Annotated in this window: 22 protein-coding genes; 5 read left to right on the top strand and 17 right to left on the bottom strand. The window is 56.8% G+C overall.

The features are described from left to right. Window positions 1-8: 8 nt before the first annotated feature. The 10 genes from murG to mraZ are packed head-to-tail and all read right to left on the bottom strand — an operon-like array spanning window position 9 to window position 11,016. Window positions 9-1,091 carry an undecaprenyldiphospho-muramoylpentapeptide beta-N-acetylglucosaminyltransferase gene (gene murG, locus STH12_RS20110; protein ID WP_126169192.1) on the bottom strand — a complete coding sequence of 361 codons (1,083 nt, stop codon included), beginning with the start codon at window positions 1,089-1,091 and terminating at the stop codon, window positions 9-11. Then, window positions 1,091-2,299 (bottom strand): cell division protein FtsW, encoded by a 1,209-nt coding sequence (ftsW, locus tag STH12_RS20105; protein ID WP_126169191.1) that lies wholly within the window; start codon window positions 2,297-2,299, stop codon window positions 1,091-1,093. Before ftsW ends, murG begins: the two co-directional genes overlap by 1 nt. Beyond that, the gene (gene murD, locus STH12_RS20100) at window positions 2,289-3,608 is read right to left on the bottom strand and encodes a UDP-N-acetylmuramoyl-L-alanine--D-glutamate ligase (protein WP_126169598.1); all 1,320 of its coding nucleotides are present in this window, start codon (window positions 3,606-3,608) and stop codon (window positions 2,289-2,291) included. Before murD ends, ftsW begins: the two co-directional genes overlap by 11 nt. Window positions 3,609-3,623: 15 nt before the next feature. Further along, window positions 3,624-4,706 carry a phospho-N-acetylmuramoyl-pentapeptide-transferase gene (gene mraY / locus STH12_RS20095; protein WP_126169190.1) on the bottom strand — a complete coding sequence of 361 codons (1,083 nt, stop codon included), beginning with the start codon at window positions 4,704-4,706 and terminating at the stop codon, window positions 3,624-3,626. Beyond that, the gene (locus STH12_RS20090; RefSeq protein WP_126169189.1) at window positions 4,707-6,074 is read right to left on the bottom strand and encodes a UDP-N-acetylmuramoyl-tripeptide--D-alanyl-D-alanine ligase; all 1,368 of its coding nucleotides are present in this window, start codon (window positions 6,072-6,074) and stop codon (window positions 4,707-4,709) included. It abuts the gene before it with no gap. Next, a complete protein-coding gene (gene murE, locus STH12_RS20085; RefSeq protein WP_126169188.1) occupies window positions 6,071-7,534 on the bottom strand; it encodes a UDP-N-acetylmuramoyl-L-alanyl-D-glutamate--2,6-diaminopimelate ligase in 1,464 nt (487 codons plus the stop codon). Before murE ends, STH12_RS20090 begins: the two co-directional genes overlap by 4 nt. Then, on the bottom strand, window positions 7,531-9,267 hold the full coding sequence (locus STH12_RS20080) for a penicillin-binding transpeptidase domain-containing protein (RefSeq protein ID WP_126169187.1): 1,737 nt from the start codon (window positions 9,265-9,267) through the stop codon (window positions 7,531-7,533). The genes murE and STH12_RS20080 overlap by 4 nt, the downstream gene beginning before the upstream one ends. After that, on the bottom strand, window positions 9,264-9,575 hold the full coding sequence (ftsL, locus tag STH12_RS20075) for a cell division protein FtsL (protein ID WP_126169186.1): 312 nt from the start codon (window positions 9,573-9,575) through the stop codon (window positions 9,264-9,266). Before ftsL ends, STH12_RS20080 begins: the two co-directional genes overlap by 4 nt. 10 nt (window positions 9,576-9,585) lie before the next feature. Beyond that, window positions 9,586-10,527: a 16S rRNA (cytosine(1402)-N(4))-methyltransferase RsmH gene (gene rsmH, locus STH12_RS20070; RefSeq protein WP_126169185.1), complete on the bottom strand. Its 942-nt coding sequence runs from the start codon at window positions 10,525-10,527 to the stop codon at window positions 9,586-9,588. A gap of 30 nt (window positions 10,528-10,557) precedes the next feature. Beyond that, a complete protein-coding gene (mraZ, locus tag STH12_RS20065) occupies window positions 10,558-11,016 on the bottom strand; it encodes a division/cell wall cluster transcriptional repressor MraZ (RefSeq protein ID WP_126169184.1) in 459 nt (152 codons plus the stop codon). 392 nt (window positions 11,017-11,408) lie between these two features. Between mraZ and STH12_RS20060 the strand changes: the two genes are divergently transcribed. The 5 genes from STH12_RS20060 (at window position 11,409) to STH12_RS20040 (ending at window position 15,810) form a co-directional block, all read left to right on the top strand. Then, entirely contained in the window at window positions 11,409-12,095 is a 687-nt protein-coding gene (locus STH12_RS20060; RefSeq protein WP_164551262.1) for a hypothetical protein, read from the top strand. Then, window positions 12,092-13,132, top strand: a complete 1,041-nt coding sequence (locus STH12_RS20055; protein WP_126169182.1) for a PepSY domain-containing protein — start codon at window positions 12,092-12,094, stop codon at window positions 13,130-13,132. Before STH12_RS20060 ends, STH12_RS20055 begins: the two co-directional genes overlap by 4 nt. Before the next feature lie 51 nt (window positions 13,133-13,183). Then, window positions 13,184-13,453: a hypothetical protein gene (locus tag STH12_RS20050; RefSeq protein ID WP_126169181.1), complete on the top strand. Its 270-nt coding sequence runs from the start codon at window positions 13,184-13,186 to the stop codon at window positions 13,451-13,453. A 75-nt stretch (window positions 13,454-13,528) separates the two neighbouring features. Continuing rightward, the gene (locus STH12_RS20045) at window positions 13,529-14,710 is read left to right on the top strand and encodes a YjgN family protein (protein ID WP_126169180.1); all 1,182 of its coding nucleotides are present in this window, start codon (window positions 13,529-13,531) and stop codon (window positions 14,708-14,710) included. A 2-nt stretch (window positions 14,711-14,712) separates the two neighbouring features. After that, complete coding sequence (locus STH12_RS20040) at window positions 14,713-15,810, top strand: M48 family metallopeptidase (protein WP_126169179.1); 1,098 nt, start codon at window positions 14,713-14,715, stop codon at window positions 15,808-15,810. Window positions 15,811-15,860: 50 nt separating this feature from the next. Here the strand turns inward: STH12_RS20040 and glpK are convergent, their stop codons facing one another. The 7 genes from glpK to leuA all read right to left on the bottom strand — a co-directional run bounded on the left by glpK (window position 15,861) and on the right by leuA (window position 24,747). Continuing rightward, window positions 15,861-17,345: a glycerol kinase GlpK gene (gene glpK / locus STH12_RS20035; RefSeq protein ID WP_126169178.1), complete on the bottom strand. Its 1,485-nt coding sequence runs from the start codon at window positions 17,343-17,345 to the stop codon at window positions 15,861-15,863. Between the two features lie 26 nt (window positions 17,346-17,371). Continuing rightward, window positions 17,372-17,851 carry a nuclear transport factor 2 family protein gene (locus tag STH12_RS20030; RefSeq protein ID WP_126169177.1) on the bottom strand — a complete coding sequence of 160 codons (480 nt, stop codon included), beginning with the start codon at window positions 17,849-17,851 and terminating at the stop codon, window positions 17,372-17,374. A gap of 270 nt (window positions 17,852-18,121) precedes the next feature. Continuing rightward, complete coding sequence (locus tag STH12_RS20025) at window positions 18,122-19,474, bottom strand: outer membrane protein transport protein (RefSeq protein ID WP_126169176.1); 1,353 nt, start codon at window positions 19,472-19,474, stop codon at window positions 18,122-18,124. Window positions 19,475-19,992: 518 nt separating this feature from the next. After that, entirely contained in the window at window positions 19,993-20,598 is a 606-nt protein-coding gene (gene leuD / locus STH12_RS20020; RefSeq protein ID WP_126169175.1) for a 3-isopropylmalate dehydratase small subunit, read from the bottom strand. Window positions 20,599-20,601: 3 nt separating this feature from the next. Further along, window positions 20,602-22,014 (bottom strand): 3-isopropylmalate dehydratase large subunit, encoded by a 1,413-nt coding sequence (gene leuC / locus STH12_RS20015; RefSeq protein ID WP_126169174.1) that lies wholly within the window; start codon window positions 22,012-22,014, stop codon window positions 20,602-20,604. Next, window positions 22,014-23,108 carry a 3-isopropylmalate dehydrogenase gene (gene leuB, locus STH12_RS20010; protein ID WP_126169173.1) on the bottom strand — a complete coding sequence of 365 codons (1,095 nt, stop codon included), beginning with the start codon at window positions 23,106-23,108 and terminating at the stop codon, window positions 22,014-22,016. Before leuB ends, leuC begins: the two co-directional genes overlap by 1 nt. A 70-nt stretch (window positions 23,109-23,178) precedes the next feature. Then, a complete protein-coding gene (leuA, locus tag STH12_RS20005) occupies window positions 23,179-24,747 on the bottom strand; it encodes a 2-isopropylmalate synthase (protein ID WP_126169172.1) in 1,569 nt (522 codons plus the stop codon). Window positions 24,748-25,170 lie beyond the last annotated feature (423 nt).

The following is a 25,170-nucleotide window of genomic DNA, read 5'->3' as shown; positions in this document are numbered from 1 at the left end:
ACCAACCTTTACTTAGCCAGCTCGCGGCAAACGTCAGCCACCCGCTCGGTGGCATCCAATACGGCAGCCGCTCTGGCTCTTTCACCCATACGGGTCAATTCTTCACGGTCGCCGGCAAGCAATCTGAGCTTGTCGGCCAATAGCTCGGTGGAAGCGATAGGCTGAGGCACCAAGAAGGCCGCACCGGCATCCACCAGCACTCTGGCGTTCATGGTCTGATGGTCATCCACCGCATGGGGATAAGGCACCAGAATGCTCGGCAATCCCACCGCCGCCAGTTCGGAAACTGTCAGGGCGCCGGCCCGGCACAGCACCACATCGGCCCAGCGGTAAGCCGCTTCCATATCATCAATAAATTCAGCGATATTCACGCCACCGTCCTGCCCCAGCTCCTGGTATGCCGCCTGTACGGCCGCCAGGTTGTTCTTGCCGGTCTGATGCCAGACGGTCACGGCCTGCTCCTGCGCCAAACGTGCCGTCACGGCAGGCATCAGGTCATTGAATACCTTGGCGCCAAGGCTGCCGCCAACCACCAGCACCTTGAGCGCATCGCTCTGCACCTGGCGGGGTTTGGCGCCCAGGGCCACCAGCTCATCCCGAATCGGATTCCCCACGGTTTGCCCCTGAGTGCCAAAAGCACCGTCAAAGGCGCACAACACCCGACTGGCAATGCGGGACAAAAGCTTATTAGTCATCCCCGGAATGGCATTTTGCTCATGCAGCACCAGCGGGATGCCGCACAGCTTGGCAGCCACGCCGCCCGGACCACTGGCGAAACCGCCCATGCCCAGCACCACATCCGGCTTAAAGCTTTGGATAACCTTTCTGGCCTGCATCACTGAGCGCAGGATTTTCACCGGCGCCGCCAGCTTGCGCAGCAAACCATTTCCACGCACGCCCTGAATATCGATAAAGTCGATATCGAAACCATGCTGCGGAACCAGACGAGCCTCCATACGATCGGCGGTGCCCAACCAGCGAACCTGCCAGCCTTCACTCGCCAAACGACGTGCCACCGCCAGCGCAGGAAATACGTGACCACCGGTACCACCGGCCATCACCAAAAGACGTTTTCCTGACTGCGGGCCCATTAGAGTCTCCCCTGTACCGCCTGAATTTGACTCAGGCGTTTTTCATAATCGATACGAAGCAAAATACACACGGCCGAGGTCATCACCCACAGGCTCGAACCACCGTAACTGACAAACGGCAGTGTCAGCCCCTTGGTGGGCAGCATGCCGATGCTCGCGCCCACGTTCACCACGGTCTGGAAGCAAATCCAGATGCCGATGGCATAAGCAAGATACCCCTCAAAGGCGCGCTCCAGTCCCAGGCATTCATTGCCAAGGCGAATCGCTTTGAGCGCCACAAACAGCAGCCCGGAGAGCACCAGTACAATGCCAACAAAGCCCAGCTCTTCGCCAATCACCGCAAAAATAAAGTCGGTGTGAGCCTCGGGCAGGTACTCCAGCTTCTGAATACTGTTACCCAGTCCCTGACCAAACCAGTCACCGCGACCATAGGCAATCAGCGACTGCACCAACTGATAACCGCTGCCAAACGGATCTTCCCATGGGTCTAGAAACGACGTCACCCGTCGCATCCGGTAAGGCTCCAGCAGTACCAGCGCCACAAACGCCAGCACCCCGGCAAAAATCAGCGCGAAGAAGTCAAGCATCCGCGCGCCAGCCAAAAACAGCAGCCCCACTGTGCCCACAAACAGCACCACCACAGTGCCCAGATCCGGCTGTGCCAGGATCAGCAGGGCATACAGGGCAAACACCGCAATCGGCTTATAAAATCCCTTGGCGTTTTCACGCACTTCCTGCAGCCGCCTGACCAGATAACCCGACAGGTAAATGGCGAACACCAGCTTGGCCATCTCGGCCACCTGAATCCGGATAGGGCCAACACTAAGCCAGCGTTTGGCGCCGTTTACCGTGGTACCCACCGCCAGCACGGCCACCAACAACAGGAACACCCCGAGCAACAGAAACGGGCTGAACTTTTGCCAGGTCTTCATCTCAACCCTGAGCACCACGGAGGCAATCACCACGCAGCCCAGCAGATAAAACACATGGCGGTACATAAAGTGGAACGGATTATCTTTCAGGCTCTGGGCTTCCGGCATCGAGGCCGACATCACCATCACAAAGCCAAACGCCATCAGCGACAGCACAGCAGTCAGCAGCGATCTGTCATACAGCTGCGAGCCGGGGGCCTTCTGGCTCCCGAACCAGCCGGACCAAAAATGACCGCTGCGCTCAAACAGATTGAGCTGTCTGCTGTCACTCGCCATAGACCCGCTCCACATTGGCCCTGAAGTCATCACCCCGGGCCATAAAGTTGGCATACATATCCAGGCTGGCGCAGGCTGGCGACAACAGCACTATGTCACCGGGATTGGCAAGCGCCTTGGCCTTATCCACCGCCTCGGCCATGTTGGCCACACGAATCGCGCCTTCTTTAAGCTCGGCAATCTTGTCGCCGTCGCGCCCCAGAGTAATAAGGTGCGTCACCGAGGCAAACGCGATCCGCAAGGGCTCAAAATCGGCGCCCTTGCCATCGCCACCGGCGATAAGAATGATGTCGCCCAGGTGATCCCTGAGGCCATTCAGCGCCGCCGCTGTGGCGCCTACGTTGGTGGCTTTGGAGTCGTTGACCCAGGCGATGTTGTCGTGGTTCGCCACCAGCTCGCAGCGATGACTGAGACCTGTGAACTCACGGGCCACTTTGACCATGGCCTCGCGGGAAATACCGGCCGCTTCGCACAGCGCCATGGCCGCCAGCAGGTTGGCATGGTTGTGGGCACCAATCAGGGCCACATCCAGCAAGTTCATGATTTCACTGGTGCCGTGATAGACCTTGCCATCCATCAGCCCCCATTCATCCCCTTCGGGAATGCCAAGGCCGAAACTGGTGGTGTGACAGGGATCGTTCGGCTCGGTGGCCAGATCGTCACGGTTGAACACACTCAATTTTGACTGCGGATAGATCCGCAACTTGGCCTGACGATAGGCTTCCAGATCGGCGTATCTGTCCATATGGTCTTCGCTGATGTTCAGACAGGTGGCGGCAATGCACTTGAGGCTGTGGGTCGTTTCCAGCTGAAAGCTCGACAGCTCAAGCACATAAAGCTCGGCAGACTGAGACAGCAAATCCAGCGCAGGCACACCTATGTTGCCGCCCACGGCCACTTTTTTACCGTCGGCCGCAGCCATGTCGCCCACCAGGGTGGTCACTGTGGATTTACCATTGGAGCCGGTAATCGCCAGCACGCAGGGCGCACGCTCGGCCAGTTCCCGGGCAAACAGCTCCACATCACCAATCACTTCGATGCCCATGTCCATGGCAGCGCGCACCTCGGGGGTATCCACCGCAATGCCCGGGCTGATGATAATCTGCTGCGCCTGTACCAGATGACGGCAATCAAAGCCGCCACTCACCAGGGGCACATCCGGAAATTCGGCAGCCAGAGTCTCCATACCGGGCGGCTGGCGACGACTGTCCATCACCAGCGGCGCAATGCCTTTGCCAGTCAAAAAGCGCACCACAGACAGCCCTGTGGCACCCAGGCCCAGCACTATGTGTGTATGTGGCTTATCCAGCGGCAGACCCATAAATTACCTCAGCTTCAACGTGGCCAGACCAAGCAGCACCAGGAACAGGGAGATAATCCAGAAACGGACAATCACCCGCGGCTCCGGCCAGCCCTTGAGCTCATAATGGTGGTGAATTGGTGCCATGCGGAAAATTCGCTGACCGCGCAGCTTGTACGAACCCACCTGCAGGATCACCGACAGGGTTTCCATCACGAACACGCCGCCCATGATCACCAACAGGATTTCCTGACGAACCAACACAGCGATGGTGCCAAGTGCAGCGCCCAGCGACAGTGAACCCACATCGCCCATAAATACCTGAGCTGGGTAAGTGTTGAACCACAAAAAGCCCAGACCCGCGCCCACAATGGCGGTACAGACGATTACCAGCTCGCCGGAGCCCGGCAGGTAAGGCACGTGCAGATAGTTGGCAAACTGCACGTGACCGGACAGATAGGCAATCAGCGCAAAGGCCGCCGCCACCATCACGGTAGGCATAATCGCCAGACCATCCAGACCATCGGTGAGGTTCACCGCGTTACTGGCCCCCACAATGGTGAAATAAGTCAGCACAATGAACATCAGTCCAAGCTGCGGCAGAATGTCTTTGAAGAAAGGCACCACCAGTTGGGTTTCGCCCGGATGCTTGGCCGAATAGAACAGGTAAAAGGCAACCAGAATGGCCGCCAGCGACTGGAAAATGTATTTCCAGCGGGCAATCAGGCCCTTGGGATCTTTGCGAACCACTTTGCGGTAATCGTCGATAAAGCCAATCAGACCGAATGAGCCCAGCACAAACAGCATGACCCACACGTAGCGGCTGCCCAAATCGCCCCACAGCAGCACACTGATAAAGATACCGGCGAGGATCAGCAAACCCCCCATGGTTGGGGTGCCGCGCTTACTGAAATGAGACTCTGGGCCGTCGTTGCGAACCACCTGGCCGATTTGCAGCAACTGCAGGCGCTCAATCAGTTTTGGCCCCCACCAGAGGCTGAACATAAGCGCAGTCAGCAGCGCCAGAATGGCCCTGAAGGTCACATAGGAAAATACGTTGAACCCAGAGTAAAACTGGGTCAGATACTCGGCCAGATAAACCAGCATTTATACTAACTCCCCGCGCCCGTGGGCGGCCGTTAAGGCCTCAACAACCCGCTCCATGGCGGCGCTGCGAGACCCCTTCACCAACAGGGTCACTTTTCCATCTACCCCGTTGATATGTTTAATCAAATTGCTCACCAGAGCATCCAGCTCCACGAAGTGTTCGCTGCCGAATGCCTCACTGGCATGGCGGCTTAAGCTGCCAAGGCAAAACAGACTGTCGAGACCGGCTTCCTTCGCCCGCTCACCCAGTTGCCCATGCAAAAGGGCAGCATTGTCGCCCAATTCACCCAAATCGCCCAGTACCAGGATCCGGTTTGCACAAATTTCCTTCAGCCAGTCGATGGCGACGCCAACCGAGTTGGGGTTGGCATTGTAGGTGTCGTCCACCACAGTGATACGACCAAGCGCCACTGGCAGCATGCGGCCCTTCACAGGAGCGAGCTTGCCAAGGCCTTGGGCAATCTCATCGAGTGCCAGCCCAAGGGCAATACAAATGGCCGCGGTGGCCAGCGCGTTATGTACCTGATGGCGTCCGGCCAGTGGCAAGGTCACCCTGGCATGGCTGCCGCCATGACAGAGCACAAAGCTGTGACGACCAAAGGCATCACAGGCTACTTCACGGGCGGTCACGTCGGCATCACTGCCAAGACCAAAGCGCAGCACCTGTTTGCCCTGCAATTTGGCGAGCATCACATCGGCGTAGCTGTCGTCGGCATTCACTATGCCCACACCGTCCTCGGCCAGATGGCGGTAAATCTCTGACTTGGCCTGGGCCACACCGGCCTCTGAGCCAAAACCTTCCAGATGCGCGCTGCCGACGTTGTTGACCAGCGACACCCTTGGGCGCACCAATGAAGAGGTGTAATCGATTTCACCCTTGTGGTTGGCGCCCAGCTCAAATACGCCAAACTCGTGGCCCGCTTCGAGGCGCAGCAAGGTCAGCGGCACGCCGATTTCGTTGTTGAAATTACCTGCGGTGAAGAGTACCGAGTGACGCTGTGCCAGCACTGTGGCTACCATTTCTTTCACGCTGGTCTTGCCGTTGGAGCCGGTGAGCGCCACACATACCGGATTGACGCGGTCACGCACCAGCGCGCCGATACGCCCCATGGCTTTCTGCGGGTCAGCAACCAGCAATTGCGGCACGGCGAACGGCAATTCACGCTCAACCAGCAAGGCGCTGGCGCCCAGCTCAACCGCTTTGTCAGCAAAGGCATGGCCATCAAAACGCTCGCCCTTGAGCGCCACAAACAGGCTGCCCGGGGTCATTTGGCGGCTGTCACTGCTTAAGTGATGTATGACTACATCCTCACCCAGCAGGGTACCGTCGGTTGCATTGGCCAGTTCTGACAACTTCAGCGGGATCACGATTTCTCCTCACAAAGCGCCTTTGCCAGGGCGCGTTCATCGTATTGGTGTTTCACGCCGGCAATTTCCTGATAGGTTTCATGGCCTTTACCGGCCAGCAGGATAAGGTCGCCGGGTTTGGCCAGCGCCACAGCGCGGCGGATAGCCTGAATGCGGTCTACTTCGAACAGCGCATCTTCGGGCGTTTTCAGTCCGGCCTTCATATCATCGAGAATGGCCTGCGGATCTTCACTGCGGGCATTGTCGGAAGTCAGCACCAGCTGATCGGCAAAACGCTCGGCAGCTGCCGCCATCAAAGGACGCTTGCCTTTATCGCGATCGCCGCCGCAGCCAAATACAATCCACAGCTGGCCTTCGCAGTGATGACGCGCCGCCTTGAGCGCCTGCTCGATGGCATCCGGGGTGTGGGCGTAATCGACCACCAGCGACAGACCATCTGCGCAGGGGAAACACTCCATCCGACCGGGTACCGGCGTCAGTTTTGCAGCCGCCTGCACCAGAGAGTCGGCGCTGTAACCAAGCTGGTTCATCACGCACAGGGCAGCGAGCAGGTTGGACAGGTTAAAGGCACCAAGCAGACGGCACTCGAGGGCAAATTCACCTTCGGGGCACACCAGGGTGGCGCTGAATCCGGCATGATGGAAGCGGGCCTGCTCAAACCGCCAGGCGGCCTTGGGATGCCCTTCGCAGCTGAAACCTACCGCGTGCCCCATTCCGGCAAACCAGCCTTCGCCTACGGCGTCGTCCAGGTTGATCACACTGGCCTTAAGGCTGCCGAAGGCGAACAGACGACGTTTGGCAGCGCCGTAGTTTTCCATGTCACCGTGGTAATCCAGGTGGTCGCGGCTTAAGTTGGTAAATACCGCCACTTCAAAGGGAACGGCTTCAACCCGTCCCTGCACCAACCCGTGGCTGGAGACTTCCATGGCACATACCCCGGCGCCACGCGTTTCGAAATGGTGTAAATCCGCCATCACCCGAATGGGGTCGGCGGTGGTGTTACCCACATCTTCAAGCTCGCCCCACAGGCCATTGCCGAGGGTACCCATTACCGCTGCGCGGCTGCCGAGCTGCTCAGAAAGCTGGGCAATCAGTTGGCTGACCGAGGTCTTGCCATTGGTCCCTGTGATACCGACTGTGTGCAGCTTGCCGGGTGTCAGCTCATAGTATTGACGGGCCAGCGCCGACACCTGACGGCTGAGCTGGAAGAAATGGATCACCAGCCCCTGCTCACGCTCCACCAAACCATGGGCCGCAGGGTCATCTGTGTGAGTCAGTACTGCCGCGGCGCCTTTTGCAAGGGCGGCACCGATAAAATTGCGGCCATCGACGGCATGGCCGGGAATGGCCACAAACAGGCCGCCTTCGCTGACCTGACGACTGTCGAGCACAGGCGCATTAACACTTTCAGTACCGGCATAGTGGAACCAGGGCGCCAATAAATCTTTCAACAGCATCATTCGGCCTCCCGTCCGTTGGCAGCCAATTGCATCTGTTCGCGGGAGCTGATGGGCTCCACATTCAGCATTTGCAGCGCGCCAGCCATTACCTTGGCAAACACAGGCGCCGACACGTCGCCGCCGTAATATCTGTCGCCCTTGGGCTCGTTGATCACCACGGCAATGGCAAGCCGAGGGTTGTTCACCGGCGCCACGCCGGCAAACGTTGCCAGGTAATCATCACCATAGCCACCGGCCACGGCTTTACGGCTGGTACCGGTTTTACCGGCAACAGGATAGCCATCGATATGGGCCTTAAGCGCAGTACCGCCCTGCTCGGTTACGCCCACCAGCATGTGCAGCACTTCGTCGGCAACCCGCTCGGAAATCACCTGCTGACCTTCCGGCTTTTGTTTGAGTTTGAGAATGGTCGCGGGATACAGGATGCCACCATTGCCCAAAGTGGCGTACATCCGCGCCAGTTGCAGCGTGGTGGTGGTAAGGCCATAGCCGAAGGCCAGGGTCGCACGTTCAAAATCAGACCAGCGATGCTTTTCACGGATAAGCCCGGCGCTTTCACCCGGCAAACCTATGCCGGAGTAATTGCCCAAACCTATGGAGTAGTAAGTCCCCAAAAGCTGCTCAACCGGCATGCCGAGTGACAGTTTGGCCACGCCCATATTGCTTGATTTAACGAGAATTTTCGTTAGTGACATATCGCCATAGTTGCGCGAGTCACGCACCTGGCGACCACCAATCCGCATCCAGCCCGGCGACGTGGAAATCACTTCGCTTTGCTTGACAGTACCGGACTCGAGCGCCGCTGCCACCACAAAGGGCTTCACAGTGGAGCCGGGCTCGAAGGTGTCGGTCACGGCGCGATTACGCATCTTGAAGCTTTGCCAGTCGTTGCGGCTATTGGGGTTGTATGACGGGGTGTTGGCCATCGCCAGCACTTCGCCGGTATGGATATCAATCACCACCACAGAACCCGAAGTGGCCTGATGCATCTCGGTGGCGCGCTTAAGCTCGCGATAAGCCAGCTGCTGAATACGCTGATCGATACTGAGCACCAGATCGTTCGGGCTTTCACCTTCCTGAACAATATCAAGGCGCTCCACCACGTGACCATCACGGGATTTACGCACTTTCTGCTTAGAGGGCGTGCCTGTGAGCCAATTATTGTAGGTGCTTTCAATACCTTCGATGCCCACATCGTCGATATTGGTCACGCCAATCAGCTGAGCCGTGATTTCACCTGCAGGGTAATAGCGGCGCGATTCAGGCTTGAGATAAACGCCGGGCAGCTTGAGCTGACGGATATAATCCGCCACCGCCGGAGTAATTTGACGCTTGAGGTAGGTAAAACGCTTGGCAGGATTGTCCTGTACCCGGGCAATCAGCTCGTCGGGCTTTTCGTGCAGCACATCGGCCAGCGCCTGCCAGCGGCGCATATCGGCGAAGCCGTCTTTGTCATGCACTTCTTTGGGATCGGCATACACGGCCTGCACAGGCACACTCACGGCCAACATTTCACCGTTTCTGTCGGTGATAAGGCCGCGCTGCACTTCGCTGCTGCTGGTACGCAGGGTGCGCATATCGCTTTCGTGACGCAGACGGTCGGGTTCAATCAATTGAATATAGGCGGCACGGCCCACCAGACTGGTAAACAGCAAACACACAAAACCCACCACCACGTACAAACGCCATGGAATGGGTTGTGCTTTCTGATTGCGTTTTGCCTGCCTGCTCATGGCACTCTCACAACCACTTCTTCATTGGGAAGGGGTCTGACCATATTCAATTCCTTTGTCGCTATCCTTGTTATCCTGCTGTGCTCTGCCAGGGATTGTTCTTCGAGCAGCAAGTTGCGCCACTCGATGTTCAATCTGTCCCGCTCTTGCATCAGCCGCGCCTCTTCCGAGGTGAGTTTGCGACTGACATGACTTGTATATACAACTAAAACACCATGGGCCATCACCAGCAGCGCCAGCAGGACTATCCACTTGTGGTGCCACAAATCCATCAACACAACACGTGGCAAATCCAGTTGCTTACTCATCCGCAGATCCTCAGTAAGGCAGACGTTCTGCCACCCTGAGCACCGAGCTGCGGGCTCTGGCGTTACGCTCAATCTCTTCATCGGACGGCTTCATCGCCTTACCCACAGGCAGCAGCATCCGCGACTTGTTCAGCTGAGCCTCGGTTACCGGCAAGCCATGGGGCAACTCTTCCCCCTGACTGTGACGACGGATAAAACGCTTCACTATTCGGTCTTCCAGCGAGTGGAAGCTAATCACCGACAGACGACCTTCCGGAGCCAGCACCTTGAGCGCGCCTTCCAGCGCCTGATCGATTTGCTCAAGCTCGCTGTTGATGTAAATGCGAATGGCCTGGAACACCCGGGTGGCCGGATGCTTGTTGCGCTCTTTGCTCTTGGCCACTCTGGCAATCAGATCCGCCAGTTCCTTGGTGCGGGTAAAGGGCGTTTTCTCCCTGTCGGCGGCAATGCAGCGCGCGATATGACGGGCGTTGCGCTCCTCGCCGTAGGTTTTAAATACCCAGGCCATGTCTTCGATTTCAGCGCGGGCCAACCACTGGGCAGCAGTTTCGCCCTGAGAGTTGTCCATGCGCATATCCAGCGGACCATCACGCAGGAAACTGAAGCCACGCTCGGCATCGTCCAGTTGCGGCGACGACACTCCCAAATCCAGCAACACCCCGTTAATCTTGCCCTCCAGTCCCAGGTCTTCGACGTAAGAAGCCAGCTGACCAAAGCCGCCATGGACAATCTGAAAGCGACTGTCGTCGGCAAATTGTTCGGCCGCCTTGATTGCCTGTGGATCGCGATCGATGGCAATCAAGCGCCCATTGGGGCCCAGGCGGGACAACACTTCACGGGAATGGCCGCCACGGCCAAAGGTGCCGTCGATGTATATGCCGTCCGCATGGATGTTGAGGCCGTCCACGGTCTCAGCGAGCAATACGGATAAATGGGCAAATTCCTGGCTCATGGCTCTCTTCTTATCTTTTTGTATTCACTGTTACAGTGAAAAATCAGCGAGACGCTCATTGGCGGCCAGATCACCGGCGCGGATAATATCCTGCGCATCCTGGATCTGGGCTTGCCACTGGGCTTCGTCCCACAGCTCAAATTTGTTCAATTGCCCCACCAGCATGGCTTTCTTCTCCAGCTGGGCGTACTGACGCAACGGCGGCGGCAACAGCAACCGACCATTGCTGTCCATTTCTATCTCGTGGGCATAGCCGAGCAACATCCGCTTAAGCGCGCGCTCGGTGGGCTGGGTATCGGACAGCTTCAGCAACTTGGCTTCAATCAGGCTCCACTCGCTGGCGGGATAAATCAGCAGGCAGTTCGCCTGAATATCCACGGTGATGACCAGCTTACCCTCGTGAGCAGACAGCAGAGGGTCGCGGTATCGCGTCGGAATCGCGATCCGTCCTTTGGCATCAAGATTGATTGCACTGGCCCCTCTGAACACTGGTGGCTGTCCCCCTGTTGAAGTTGTTCGATCCACAAAGATCCACAATTTCCCACAATTGCTAAGTGTAGGGACAGTGCGCAACCTATGTCAAGGGTGCAAAATTGCGATAAATCCAGACGGCAAGCGGCCTCGCGCGATGTTCAAACTTTGTTGTTCGCGTGGAGAAAAGTGGCAAAAATTTGCTAAACGGTGGAAAAAACACACATTAAATGCCAGTGAATTTTTGATAATGTGCCCGGGATTGTGGGGCGCTGTCCCATTTTGCAGACAAAAGGTGGATTTTCGACCTTGAATTGGCGCACGCAAATCTGTGAAGATGCGTGACACCTTCGACTGATTTCCCTCTGTTCATGGCATCGATCACACAAGTTAGGCGCTGGCACCGACTGTTGGCGCCCCTGATAGGTTTGCAGATCCTGCTCTGGAGCCTGAGTGGCGCCTATATGGTGCTGACCGATATTGAAGACATCCATGGCGATCACCTCGTTGATGAACCAGTACTGCCCATAGACCATGGCGGGGTGCAACTCACCTTTGCCAAGGTACAAACACGCTATCCCGATGCCATGCATATCCGCTTGAAACAAACTGAGCATGGGCCTGTGTACTTATTCACAGACGCAAGCGGCGTCAAAGCCCTGGATGCGACCAGCGGCGAGCCCATTGCGCCACCGGACGAGGCGGCGATAAAAGCCAGAGCCAAGCTTGTATATACAAGTGATGAGCCCATTTCAAACGTCACCCTTTATCAGGATGAAGCACCGGCTGAAATGAGCCCCCGGCACCTGCCGATGTACCGGGTTGATTTTGATGCCCCGCTGGCTCCCAGCCTGTATTTCTCAGCCATCACCGGGGAGCTTGTCGGCAAGCGATTCGATGGTTGGCGACTGTTCGATGTGCTGTGGATGCTGCACATCATGGATTACGCCGAGCGCGACAATATCCACAACAACCTGCTGCGCATCGCCTCAGTATTGGCACTGCTGCTTGCACTCACCGGCGCCTTGCTTGCCTGGCGCAGTCTTACTCCGGCAGTGAACTCCGAATACGCGCCAAAGTCGGAGGCTAAGCGATGAACTGGCTGAAGCTTCATCTATACCTTGCTGCGCTGTGCGGCTTGCAGATGCTGCTGTGGCTGGGGTCTGGCCTGACGCTGAGCCTAATTGACGAAGACTATCTCGATGCCAACCGTTATCGCGTCAGTGACATGGCCAAGACGACAAGGGCGCCGCGCCCCTTCGATCCCGAAGGACTTTCCCTGCCTGCTCAGGTCAGCGAGATCCGCCTCGAGAGCCTGTTGGCACGGCCGGTGTATAGATTGAAGCTCGGCGAGCAAAGCATGAGCCTGTGGGCAGATACCCTGGCGCCGCTTAAACTGGACGATGCTCTGCTCAGGCAAATTGCCGCGGCAAGTATCAAGGCGCCGCTGACCAACCGACTACAATATCTGCCCGGTGATGCGATTGGCTTTCCCGGCTCGGCCAAAGTTGCCCTTTTCCAGGCTCAAACCGACAGAAATACCCGGGTTCTCCTTGATGCAGACAGCGGTAAACTGCTGGCACACAAGGATAAAGGCTCTGATTTAAAAGAACTGCTGCTGATGCTGCATTTTATGGACTATGCACCGGGCAATGGCATCGGCTTTAACCATATCGGCATCCGCCTGTTTGCCTTACTGACCTTACTGATGGCGCTGTCGGGCACAGTGGTGGTATGGCAGCGCTGGCGGGCAGGCTTCTATCCCTTGGGTAAGGGAGCGGCCAGAGAAACACAGCCTTCCCTCTGCGTGCTGGATACCCAGGGCAATGAGCTTGGCCGCTTTAGCTCCGGCGCCTCACTGCTCGAAACCATCAATGCCAAAAGCCCCTTACTGCCAACCCAGTGCGGCGGCGGTGGCAGCTGCGGTATGTGCGCCCTGGTGTTTATCGATACGCCCCCCGCACCAACAGAGGCAGACATTGAGCGTCTCGGGAAAAGAGTCGAACAGGGACAACGACTTGCGTGCCAGCACGGCGCCTACCACGGCCGGGTCAGCCTTGCCAATAAAGCTCAGGAGCGCTATTGGCAAAAGCAGCGTGGCCTCTGTGAACCGGACGCCAGTAAAAATGTCTAAATATTAGGCAGAACATGCCGATAACCAGTGCAGGAAGCACAGGAGGCGAGAATGAGCGGATTGGACAGCATCTATGCCATGTTGGCAGCACCGGTAAAGGCAACCCTTGAGCGTCGCCGCCGGGTAAAACAGCTGGATAATGACACGGCTATCGACAAAGACAGCCATGAGGCGCCCCAATCCCAATTGCCACCGCAAACCTCAACCTCCGCCAGCAGTGGCACCGAAGAAAAGGAAAATCGGCCACGGGAAAGCGTGAATAAGCCTGCGGTAGAACGCCGGGCCCGCCGCAGCGGCAGTCATATCGACATTGAAGTATAACGTACTGATTTATTTAAATTGAATTAAGTCGAAAGTACTGTATACAATAGAGTCTCCAATGGATGGAGAACTCTAATGAATCAGGATATATCCTCTAAAAATCAAAATTATACCTTTAAGTTCCACGGCAACGGCGCTGAGTTTTTCGGGATCTGGATAGTCAATATCCTGCTGTCCTGCATCACCCTCGGTATCTATTCGGCCTGGGCCAAAGTCAGAACCAATCAATACTTTTACGGCAATACCGAACTCGATGGCGACAGATTCGAGTACCTGGCCACCCCAATGCAAATCCTTATCGGGCGCATCATTGCGGTGGTGCTGTTTCTCATCTGGATTGGCACCAGTGCGCTGTTTCCGCTGATCAACGCCGGCCTCGGCGTGATATTGATGCTGTGCTTCCCGGTACTCGCGGCCCGTAATATTCGTTTTGATGCCCGCATGACCCGTTTCCGTAATGTCCGCTTCGACTTTCAGGGCTCCTATGGTGGTGCCTACCTGGCGTTCCTGGCGAAGCCGATCGGTGCCTACATCATTGCTTTTATTGGCCTTGTATTCGTTGTTTCCGCTGTGCGCTTCGGAAACATATTCGCCATCAGTGCAGCCGTACTCGCGATGAGCGGGTTATTTATCCTGGCTTACGGCTGGGTCACGGCAGGGATTGCCCGCTATGTTGCCAACGGCTACCGCTATGGCGACACCAAGTTTGAGGCCAAGGTAGACACAGGCGAATATCGGAAAATCGCGCTCGGCGCGGCACTGATTGTGCTGGGAGCCGTGGCGCTGCTGGCCCTTTGCGCCTTACCATTTGGATTGGCAGATGCCCTGAAAGGGCTGAACGATTCTCCAAGCGCGACAGAACCCAATTACGCCAAGCTGGCAGCTCTGAGCGGCTTCGTTATGGTGGCTTATCTGTCGAGTTTCATTGTCGGCATGTTTGTGTATGCCTATGTCAAAGCCAGCACCCGCAATTACCTGCTGGGCCAAATCCGCATCGACGACAAACTGAGCCTGAAATCCACTTTGCCAGTGAAGGGCTTTGTCGGCCTTATCTTCACCAATATGCTGATCACCATTTTTACCCTGGGCCTGGGTCGTCCCTGGGTGGATGTCAGAACCGCCCGCTATCTGGCTGAGCACACCCATGCCGAAGGCGACATGAGCTTTACCAATGCTCACGATCACAACGCAGGCAGCGACAGCGCTCTGGCCGATGAAATGGTAGACGTATTCGACCTCAATATCGGGGTAATTTAACCTTGGCGTTAGATCTTGAGGGGCATTTACTTGCCCCGAAACAGGCACAGAAGCATCCCGCCAGGGTCAGCCTCGACAGTCGCGGATTTGTGTCCCTGAGTTCTGAGCAGCATCAGTGCAAAGTTCACATCGAATTTGTTGAGGTGGCCGACGCAATTGGCACCATGGCGCGTAACCTCACCTTTGAGGGCGGCTGGGTGTTTGTGGCGGCCAAACCTGAAGAACTCAACCGTTGGCTGAAGCAGCATAAGCGCCACTCAAGGCTGTCAGTTATCGAACGCAGACCTCTGCTGGCAATCTGCTTCAGCCTGGCGCTGCTGGTGATCATGTGGGGCGGTTATCGCTATGGCTTACCTCTGGCTTCCAAGACCTTGGCGGCCATGGTGCCGGTGTCGGTACAGGAGCATTTGGGCGAGTACAGCCGGGACAGCCTCGACAGCATTGGGCTGGGTGAATCTCAGTTGGATGAAGCCACTAAGGCTCAGGTGCAAAAAAGGTTCGATAGCCTGCTGGCCACACTTGAGCAGCAAGGGGTTCAATTCAGCCCCAAGCCCAAACTTTATTTTATGGGCAGCGCCGCCGAAGAAGAGATGATTGACGACGTCCCCTCCAGTTCACAGACTTCGGACACTGCAGAGGCCAGCAACCCCCATCCAGGCATGGTCAATGCCTTTGCCCTCGCCGATGGCAGTGTGGTGCTGACCGATGCCATGGTTAAGCTGGCGGACGCCGAAGGGGAATTGGAAGCCGTGCTGCTGCATGAGCTTGGCCACCATCATCACAGACACCTGATGACGTCGGTGGTGCAAAGTACCCTGCTGTCGGTGGCCGTGGCCATGATAATAGGTGACAGCAGCGGTCTGGCGAATGTGATGGCCAGTACTGCCGTGCTGGGGCTGACGCTGGGATATTCCCGCGACAATGAGCGTGAGGCCGACGCCTTCGCCATTTCGCAGATGACATCCAGCCATGGCAGTGCCGAGCCGCTCGCAAGCCTGTATCAAAAACTGAAGCAGCAGCCCGGTATGTTCGATGTGCCCGACTGGTTAAGCACGCATCCCGACTTAAACGAGCGGATAGAAAACATCAGGGCGCATTGATTGCGCCCTTTTTCTTGCCTGTACGGCCAACCGTGCCGTTTGAGCGGCACTCAGCTCAGGCTGCGACTCACCGCGTCCTGCCAGCCCTGATAAAGCCCGGCTCTGTCCCTGTCGTCCATCAACGGTACAAAACGCCGGTCGATACCGCTCTTGTGGCGAATTTCATCGACACAGGACCAAAAGCCCACCGCCAGACCACCAAGGAAGGCAGCACCCATGGCGGTAGTCTCGGTAAGCGCCGGGCGCAACACCTCAACGCCTGAGATATCCGCCTGAAACTGCATCAGAAAATCGTTGGCCACAGCGCCGCCATCCACCTTGAGCTGTTTAAGGGCTACGCCGCTGTCTTTACTCATGGCATCGAGCAGGTCGCGGCTCTGGTAAGCGATGGACTCCAGCGCTGCGCGGATGATGTGATTGCGGTTGGCCCCGCGGGTCAGCCCCACCAGGGTGCCACGGGCATCGGGGTCCCAATAGGGCGCGCCCAAGCCCACAAAGGCGGGCACCAGATACACGCCGTTGGTGTCGTCCACCTTGGAGGCAAAATATTCGGTATCGCTGGCATCGCGGATAAGCCCCAGCTCATCCCGCAGCCATTGTATAGTCGCGCCGCCCATAAACACGGCGCCTTCCAGCGCATAGTTGATGCCGCCATCGGCCCCCACTGCGATGGTGGTGAGCAGGCCATGCTCCGATTTCACCGCCTGCTTGCCGGTGTTCATCAGCAAAAAGCAGCCGGTGCCGTAGGTGTTTTTGGCCATGCCGGGCTCGACACACAGCTGACCAAACAGCGCCGCCTGCTGATCTCCCGCCATACCGGCAACCGGAATTTCCGTACCTTCTCCGGCGATACGGGTAGTGCCATACACCGCCTGTGATGGCTGCACCTGTGGCAGCAAGCTGCGGGGGATAGTGAGCGCCTTGAGCAGCTCATCGTCCCATTCACCGCTGTGGATGTTGTACATCAGGGTACGGGAGGCATTGGTGGGGTCGGTGACGTGCACCTTGCCTTCGGTGAGTTTCCACACCAGCCAGCTGTCCACAGTTCCAAACAGCAGCTCGCCCGCCTCGGCGCGCTCACGCACACCGGGCACATTGTCCAGAATCCATTTGATTTTGGTGCCGGAGAAATAAGGGTCGAGCAGCAGCCCGGTTCTATCCCTAAACAGCCCCTCCAGCCCTTCAGACTTCAGCGCCTCACAAATGGCGGCACTGCGGCGACACTGCCACACAATGGCGTTACACACAGGCTTGCCTGTGTGCTTATCCCAGATGATGGTGGTCTCGCGCTGATTGGTAATGCCGATGGCGGCCACCTGCTCGGCATGAATACCGGCACGGGCCAGCACTTCAATCAGGGTGGAGCTCTGGGAGGCCCAGATTTCCATGGGGTCGTGTTCTACCCAGCCGCCCTTGGGGTAAATCTGGGTGAATTCACGCTGAGAGACCGCCACCAGATTGGCATCGCGGTCGAATACGATGGCGCGGGAGCTGGTTGTGCCCTGATCCAGCGCCACCACATATTGCTTGTCCACTTGCATATCCTTATTGCCGCAACCCATCAATGGGTTGCGCTCGCCTCTGGTGCCAGAGCCTCAGTGCTTTGCTCCATCTGGTTGTCCCTTGGCTCACACACGTGGGCGGGGTAATACCAAATGGAGGAAATTTTTTCGCCAATCAACTCGTACACACCGAGAGAGCACTGGCTGTTTATTTCGCCATCCACGGTCCAGCTGACTTGCTCCAGAATGCTGACATAGCTGCCAGATGCCGTCATCGACAGGATCTCGGCATGGGCACCGGGCAGAGATTCAAAATAGTCCTGCAGAGCAGCACCAAACTCGGCCTGGGTTTCGGCCTTGGTGTCCACCTTCTGGCCCTTGATATGGTTCCAGTACACTGCCTGATGGGTATTGGACAGCATCTGCGGAATATTCTGTTGATTAAATGCGGCTAAAAAGTCGCGCACCACAGCTTCGGGTGACGCATTGGCCATTGCAGGGAAGGCAAGCAAGGCTGTCAGTAACATCGCGGGTTTCATCCGGCACCTCTTGTTATCTTTATCCAATGAGAGAAAAGGCGGGACTGTCGCAAACTGGCGCAGTATCCCGTCAAAAAAGATCCACCTTAAGCTGCACACTATACAACCTGCGCAAGCTGTACGCCATGAGTCTGGGCGGGGTGAAACCGGGAAATTTTCTGCCTGGGATTGCGCCGTTAAGCCTCTTGCAATCAAGCGCTTAGTTGCAAGCAAACTAAAGTATGATGGCCAGATAGCAAAAGCCCCGCATCTGCGGGGCTTTTTGATGAATTACATCTTGTAGCTTAACTGCACACCGGCCAGCCACACGCTGCCGCCGGCTTCACCGTTAAAGCTGACCTGAGCCAGACCGGCCAGATCCTGATGCTCATCGATAGGCGCGTAACCATGAGCGCGAATATAGGTGATTGCCATATCCACGGTCAGGTTCTCACTGGCGCGGTAACCGGCACCCAAGCTGAACCACAAACGATCTGAGTCAGGGATGGTGGTGGTACGGAACTCATCATCCACGGCAGTGCGGTCAACAGCAAAGCCGCTGCGAACGGTCCAGTCTTTGTTTACATTCCAGGTAGAGCCGATGGCAAAGCGCCAGTTGTCCTTGAAGTTCTCTTCCTTCACCAGATCGGACTCCAGGCCACCCACTGGCTTGGTTTCGCCGGGGAAGTAAGCCACCAGACGGTCGAACACGCTCCACTGGGTCCAGTTAACGCTGGCGTGCAGCGCCACATCGTCACTCAGCTGATGGAAAGAAGACAGCTCGGCAAACGCAGGCAGCTCCAGCGGCAGATAACCTTCGATATCCAGGTTCTGGCCACCGGTGTACAGCAGGCCAGAAGCCTTGCCGGACAGTTCCAGCTCTACGCTGCTGTGGTAGGCCAGGCCGAATCTGTGGTTTTCAGAAGGCTGCCAGCTTCCGCCGATTTGCCAGCCGTAGCCCACATCATCGCCTTCCATGGTCTTGAGCACAGTGCCTGGCTCGGGCAGACGGGCAGCAATTTGAGGTGGCAGGTTAGGATTGGCCTTGATGGCACCTACCCAATAAGGGGTTGACGCGCCAATGCTGCCTTCACCGTACACCACGCGCACACCGGCACCCAGAGTCACGGCATCGTTCAGGCGATAAGCGATGTTGGGGTTGAACTCAACTGTGGTAACCGCAGTTTCGCTGCCAAACAACGAAGCGGCGTGGGTAGCAGGCAGTTCGGTGGCCAGACCGTAGTTGGAATTCACCGCCAGACCCCAGGTCCAGTTGTCATTGATTTGGCTTGAGTAATAGAAGTTGGGGATAAGGGCGCTGTCGGCAACGTCATAGGCGTCGGCGTTCAGGGTCACGCCCTGTGGACCCAGCACAGGAGAAGCAATGTGCACATCGCCGGTCACGTCCACTTCGGTGGCTACATAGATAGCGCCGCCAGACACCTGACGACCGCTCAGGTAAGCCAGCATGGCTGGGTTACGGGCCTGGGCAGCGGCGTTGTCGGCCATAGCCGCTTCACCGGCAAAGGCACGGCCAAGACCGGTGGCAGAATATTCGGCCAGCTGGAAACCGGCAGCGTTAACCTGAGTCGCAATCCCCATAAGAGCCGCTGATACGGCAAAAGTCAGTACACTCTTTTTCATTATCATTCTCTGCTGATGTTATTGATTTTGCGTTCGGTAAATAGAGCATTCACTCGAAACAAGTGCATGGCAGTGTATTCATACAGAAGATCTTTGCAACCAAAAGCCGCAAAACAGCGAATTCAACTGCAACAATCAAGCAGGCGGAGTGAGAAAATGACCAGGATCACAGCTTTAAACAGAAAAACAGCACACAAAAGCGCGAGAATGTTCGCAACACAGGATCAAAACCAAAGCCAACAAAACACCTAACACCGTGTTTTAAATAGACTTAGCCACAAGCGCACACAGAAACAGGCGTAAGCTAAAAACAACGTCAGTTTTCAGCATAAATCACTGGCTATTTTAATTCGGCAAACTCAAACGGAATTAAGCACAGACTTAAATTCATAAAAATCAATCAACTAGCATTGAATCACAACAATAAAAAACGGCCATTTGTAACCCGCGAAGGTTGCAAATGGCCGTATATCGAAATGGCTGTTACAGCTGTACGCCGAAATCTGTCAACTGGCGGTTCAGCGACGCCAGGCTGGAATACGTGACTCGTAGTCGCTGATGGCCGCTTCGTGGGCCAGGGTCAGACCTATGGCATCCAGGCCCTTGAGCAGGTTCTGGCGGGCAGACTCAGCCAGGGTAAAGCTAAACTCGGCACCCGATGGCGATACCACCTTGAGGTTTTCCAGATCTACAGTCACCTCGGCGCCTTCATTGGCTTCCACTTCGTCCATCAGTTGACGCACAGCCGCTTCCGGCAAGCGCACCGGCAGCAGGCCGTTGTTGATGGCGTTGCCATAAAAGATGTCGGCAAAGGTGGGCGCAATGATGGCGCGCAGGCCAAAGTCCGCCAGCGCCCAGGGGGCGTGTTCGCGGCTGGAGCCGCAGCCAAAGTTTTCCTGGGCCAGCAAAATAGTGGCGCCTTTGTACCTTGGCTTATTGAGGTTGAACTCGGGGTTTGGGGTATCGCCGGCGTCATCCAGATAACGCCAGTCGTGGAACAGATGAATACCAAAGCCGTCCTTGGTTACCTTGGACAGGAACTGCTTGGGGATGATCTGATCCGTGTCGATGTTGGCCGAATCTATGGCCACCGCCAGCCCCTTGTGGGTAGTAAAAGCCTGCATTGATTAATCCTCCAGGGGTCTGTGAACGCGAATATCGACAAAGTGACCGGAAACCGCAGCCGCAGCGGCCATGGCAGGGCTCACCAGATGGGTGCGACTTCCGCGTCCCTGGCGTCCTTCAAAGTTACGGTTACTGGTCGAAGCGCAGCGATCGCCCGCTTCCAGCCTGTCATCGTTCATCGCAAGACACATGGAGCAACCCGGCAAGCGCCACTCGAAGCCCGCCTCGAGAAAGATTTTATCCAGCCCCTCGGCCTCGGCCTGCAGTTTTACCTGGCCTGACCCCGGTACTACGATGGCGGTCACGCCAGTGGCGACCTTGCGGCCCTTGGCCTGGGCCGCCGCAGCGCGCAAGTCTTCAATACGGGAGTTGGTGCAGGAACCAATAAACACCTTGTTGATAGCGATATCGGTCATGGGCGTGCCCGGGGTCAAGTCCACATAGGCCAGCGCCTTTTCCATGCTGGTGCGCACCACGGGATTGGCTTCATCGGCGGGGTTTGGCACCACGCCGTCGATGGCCACCACCTGGCCTGGGTTAGTGCCCCAGGTCAGCTGCGGCGCAATGGCGGCAGCTTCCAGTACCACTTCGGCATCGAACACCGCATCGGCATCTGTGTGCAACTCACGCCAGTCGGCCAGCGCCTGCTGCCAGGCATCGCCCTTGGGGGCAAACTCGCGGCCTTCCAGATAAGAGAAGGTGGTTTCATCGGGGGCGACCATACCGGCCTTGGCACCCATTTCGATGGCCATGTTACACAGGGTCATGCGCCCTTCCATGGAGAGGTCACGAATGGCCTCACCGCAAAATTCCACCACATAGCCGGTGCCGCCATCCATGCCGATTTTGCCGATAATGGCCAGCACTATGTCCTTGGCGGTGATGCCGTCGGCCACCTTGCCGCGCACCTCGATTTTCATGGTCTTGGCTTTGAGCTGACGCAGGGTCTGGGTGGCGAGCACATGCTCCACTTCCGAGGTACCGATACCGAAGGCCAGCGCACCAAAAGCGCCGTGGGTCGCTGTGTGGGAGTCGCCGCACACAATCACAGTGCCTGGCAGGGTAATGCCAAGCTCAGGCCCCATCACGTGCACAATACCCTGATTTGGATGGTGAATATCGTACAAGCGCACATTAAAGTCGCGGCAGTTGTCCGCCAGGGTTTCAACCTGAGTACGGGCCATGGGGCTTAATGCCGTCAGGCTCGCGCTCTTGGTGGAGGTGTTGTGATCCATGGTGGCGAAGGTTTTTTCCACCGCCCGCAGTGGGCGGCCGGCCATCTTCAGACCACTGAAAGCCTGAGGCGAGGTCACCTCATGCACCAGATGGCGGTCTACATAGATGATGGGCGCTTCAGCGGCGGGCTCGACCACCAGGTGGGCGTCCCACACTTTTTCATACAGAGTCTTTCCCATCACACACCTTCCCGGATTGCCTTGGCGATAAAGTCGCCCATTTCTTTGGTTGATTTTGCGTTGTGACGCTGGTCAGCAGACAGCAGCTCGCCGGTTAAGAAGCCCGCTTCCAAAGCGGCACCCACGGCGCGCTCAATACAGGCGGCGGCCTCTTCCTGTTTAAGGCTGTGACGCAGCATCAGCGCAGCAGAGAGAATTTGCGCTACCGGGTTGGCGATGCCTTTGCCGGCAATATCCGGCGCACTGCCACCGGCAGGCTCATACAGACCGAAGCCTGAACCGTTCATGGACGCAGAGGACAACAGCCCCATGGAGCCGGTGAGCATGGCGATTTCATCAGACAGAATATCGCCGAACAGGTTGGAGCAAAGCATCACGTCAAAATCGAACGGACGACGTAGCAGCTGCATGGTGGCGTTATCGATATAGATGTGCTCCAGGGTCACATCGGGGAAGTCTTTGGCTACCTCTTCCACCACCTCGCGCCACAGCACAGAGCAGGCCAGTACGTTGGCCTTGTCCACAGAAGTCACCTTGCCGCGACGACCGCGGGCCGCCTCGAAGGCGATTTTGGCAATACGGCGGATTTCACGGCGGCTGTAACGCATGGTGTCGAAGGCTTCTTCGTCTTCACCCTCGCCCTGACGGCCTTTTGGCTTACCAAAATAGATGCCGCCTGTGAGCTCACGCACGCACAGCACATCGAAGCCCTGAGAAGAGATATCGGCGCGCAGCGGCGACATGTGCTCAAGGCCGGTGTGCAGCTTGGCCGGGCGCAGGTTACAGAAAAGCTCGAAGTGACCGCGCAGAGGCAGCAGTGCGCCGCGCTCTGGCTGCTCGTTGGGGGGCAGATGTTCCCACTTGGGGCCGCCCACTGAGCCAAACAGGATGGCATCGGCCGCTTCACAGCCCTTGAGGGTGGCATCCGGCAGCGGACAGCCATGATTGTCGATGGCAATGCCACCCACATCGTATTCGCTGTATTCGATATTGAGGGCAAAACGCGCCTCGACTTCGGCCAGCACCTTACGCGCTTCTGCCATTACCTCTGGGCCAATGCCGTCACCGGCCAATACGGCTATCTGATAACTCATGCTTTGCTCTACTCCTGCGACTCTTTGAATTTGTTACGTTTCGCCACGCGTTAATCTGGCTGCTGGGTGCTTATACGCCGCCCAGCTCGCGGGTCTTTTGAATTTGTTGTTTGCAATAGGCAACCTTGTCAGCACGCCAGGTCAGGTTCATCACATGCACCAATGCCTGCGCCGAGGCCTCAACCACGTCGGTGGCCAATCCCACGCCGTGGAAGTTACGGTCGTCATAACGGGCGGTGATGTCCACCTGACCCAGGGCATTCTGGCCTTCGCCCTTGGCACCAAGCTTATAGGTGCTGATATTGATGGTACGCTTGCTGGCGCGGGCAATGGCGTTATAGGCCGCATCCACAGGGCCGTTACCGGTGGCAGCCTCAGTGACTACCTCATCGCCAATGCGGATACGTACTGTGGCAGTGGCCTTGCCTTCGGTGGAGTCGGACTGCACAACAAGCTGCTCCATCACATAATGGTCGTCGTCTTCGGCCTGGGCTTCCATAAAGGCCAGCGCTTCCAGGTCATAATCGAATACCTGGCCTTTGCGGTCGGCGAGTTTCAGGAACTCGTCGTACAACACGTCCATATCGTAATCGTCTGCGCCATAACCCATTTCTTCCATGCGATGCTTAATGACATGGCGGCCGGAGCGTGAGGTCATGTTCAGGTTGTTACGGTTCAGGCCTATGCTCTCGGGGGTCATGATTTCATAGGTGTTTTGCGCCTTTAACATGCCGTCCTGGTGGATACCGGATGAATGGGTAAAGGCATTGGAACCAACGATGGCCTTATTGGGCTGGATGGGCATGTTGCACAGCTGGCTGACCAAGCTGGAGGTGCGGTGGATTTCACGTGCGTTGATATTGGTCGACAGCCCCAGCAAATCTTTGCGGGTGGCCAAAATCATGGCGATTTCTTCCAGAGAACAGTTACCGGCGCGCTCGCCGATACCGTTGACGGTACATTCAATCTGGCGTGCGCCCATTTGCACCGCGGCGATGGAGTTGGCCACCGACAAACCCAAATCATCGTGGCAGTGCACCGAAATCACGGCCTGGTCGATGTTGGGCACCCGGTTAAACAGGGTCTGGATGATGCCGCCAAACTCGCTCGGTACTGTGTAACCCACGGTATCCGGGATATTGATGGTGCGGGCACCGGCGTTAATTGCGGCCTCCACCATGCGGCACAGGTTATCAATCGGGGTGCGGCCCGCGTCTTCACAGGAGAATTCCACATCATCGGTAAACCGGCGGGCATATTTCACTGCGCCCACGGCCATCTCCAGCACCTGATCAAAAGAGCGCTTGAGCTTGCTCTCCACATGGATGCTGGAGGTGGAAATAAAGGTATGGATACGGAACTGCTCGGCCACCGACAGCGCCTGAGCGGCGGCATCGATATCTTTTTCAAGCGCCCGTGACAATGCACACACCCGACTGTTTTTAATATTGCGGGCAATAGTTTGCACCGACTCAAAATCACCGGGAGAAGACACTGGGAAGCCCACTTCCATCACATCCACACCCAAACGTTCGAGGGCCAGGGCGATCTGCAGTTTCTCTTTAACCGAAAGACTCGCGGCCAGCGCCTGTTCGCCGTCCCTCAAGGTGGTATCAAAGATGATGACTCTGTCTGACATTCCGCTTCTCCATGGAACCCTCAGGTTCTGTTTGCGTGTATTGGGCGTTTGAAACAAAAAACCCCGCGTTGTTAGCGCGGGGTTTGTGTAGACTTTGCTTGGCTAGCGAGCGTGCGACACTAATTCCTCCGCGCAGAGATTGCGAGAGTAAGAAGGAGGAGACCGAGTAGCGCAACAATTCTATTCATAAAAACCAAATAATTATGCTGTAGAAAACCCAAGCGAGTGGCTAATATGTAACTTGAGCATCGGGTACTGTCAACCCCATTTTTTTCACGATACAGAGTTCCGACCAGAGTCAGTGCGGCGTTTTCAGGCTGTAGCAGGGTAAAATCGATGCTTTTTCAGGCCAAATCGCAGAGCGTGCGGCAAAGCCACCGGATTGCAGTCAAAAACGCAAAATGCAAATTGCATGGGTTTGAT

This window comes from Shewanella khirikhana, assembly GCF_003957745.1.
Taxonomy (GTDB): Bacteria; Pseudomonadota; Gammaproteobacteria; order Enterobacterales; family Shewanellaceae; genus Shewanella; species Shewanella khirikhana.
The sequence above is the reverse complement of the archived record's forward strand: the minus strand, read 5'-3'. Positions and strand labels throughout refer to the sequence as shown.

Excerpts from the sequence above, each read along its gene's own strand:
- STH12_RS20050 (WP_126169181.1), top strand. The coding sequence starts at position 13,184 with ATGAGCGGATTGGACAGCATCTATGCCATGTTGGCAGCACCGGTAAAG.
- leuA (WP_126169172.1), bottom strand. The coding sequence starts at position 24,747 with ATGTCAGACAGAGTCATCATCTTTGATACCACCTTGAGGGACGGCGAA.
- ftsL (WP_126169186.1), bottom strand. The coding sequence starts at position 9,575 with ATGAGTAAGCAACTGGATTTGCCACGTGTTGTGTTGATGGATTTGTGG.
- rsmH (WP_126169185.1), bottom strand. The coding sequence starts at position 10,527 with ATGAGCCAGGAATTTGCCCATTTATCCGTATTGCTCGCTGAGACCGTG.
- STH12_RS20045 (WP_126169180.1), top strand. The coding sequence starts at position 13,529 with ATGAATCAGGATATATCCTCTAAAAATCAAAATTATACCTTTAAGTTC.
- STH12_RS20055 (WP_126169182.1), top strand. The coding sequence starts at position 12,092 with ATGAACTGGCTGAAGCTTCATCTATACCTTGCTGCGCTGTGCGGCTTG.
- leuC (WP_126169174.1), bottom strand. The coding sequence starts at position 22,014 with ATGGGAAAGACTCTGTATGAAAAAGTGTGGGACGCCCACCTGGTGGTC.
- mraY (WP_126169190.1), bottom strand. The coding sequence starts at position 4,706 with ATGCTGGTTTATCTGGCCGAGTATCTGACCCAGTTTTACTCTGGGTTC.
- ftsW (WP_126169191.1), bottom strand. The coding sequence starts at position 2,299 with ATGGCGAGTGACAGCAGACAGCTCAATCTGTTTGAGCGCAGCGGTCAT.
- leuB (WP_126169173.1), bottom strand. The coding sequence starts at position 23,108 with ATGAGTTATCAGATAGCCGTATTGGCCGGTGACGGCATTGGCCCAGAG.
- murG (WP_126169192.1), bottom strand. The coding sequence starts at position 1,091 with ATGGGCCCGCAGTCAGGAAAACGTCTTTTGGTGATGGCCGGTGGTACC.
- STH12_RS20030 (WP_126169177.1), bottom strand. The coding sequence starts at position 17,851 with ATGAAACCCGCGATGTTACTGACAGCCTTGCTTGCCTTCCCTGCAATG.
- STH12_RS20080 (WP_126169187.1), bottom strand. The coding sequence starts at position 9,267 with ATGAGCAGGCAGGCAAAACGCAATCAGAAAGCACAACCCATTCCATGG.
- STH12_RS20025 (WP_126169176.1), bottom strand. The coding sequence starts at position 19,474 with ATGAAAAAGAGTGTACTGACTTTTGCCGTATCAGCGGCTCTTATGGGG.
- murE (WP_126169188.1), bottom strand. The coding sequence starts at position 7,534 with ATGATGCTGTTGAAAGATTTATTGGCGCCCTGGTTCCACTATGCCGGT.
- leuD (WP_126169175.1), bottom strand. The coding sequence starts at position 20,598 with ATGCAGGCTTTTACTACCCACAAGGGGCTGGCGGTGGCCATAGATTCG.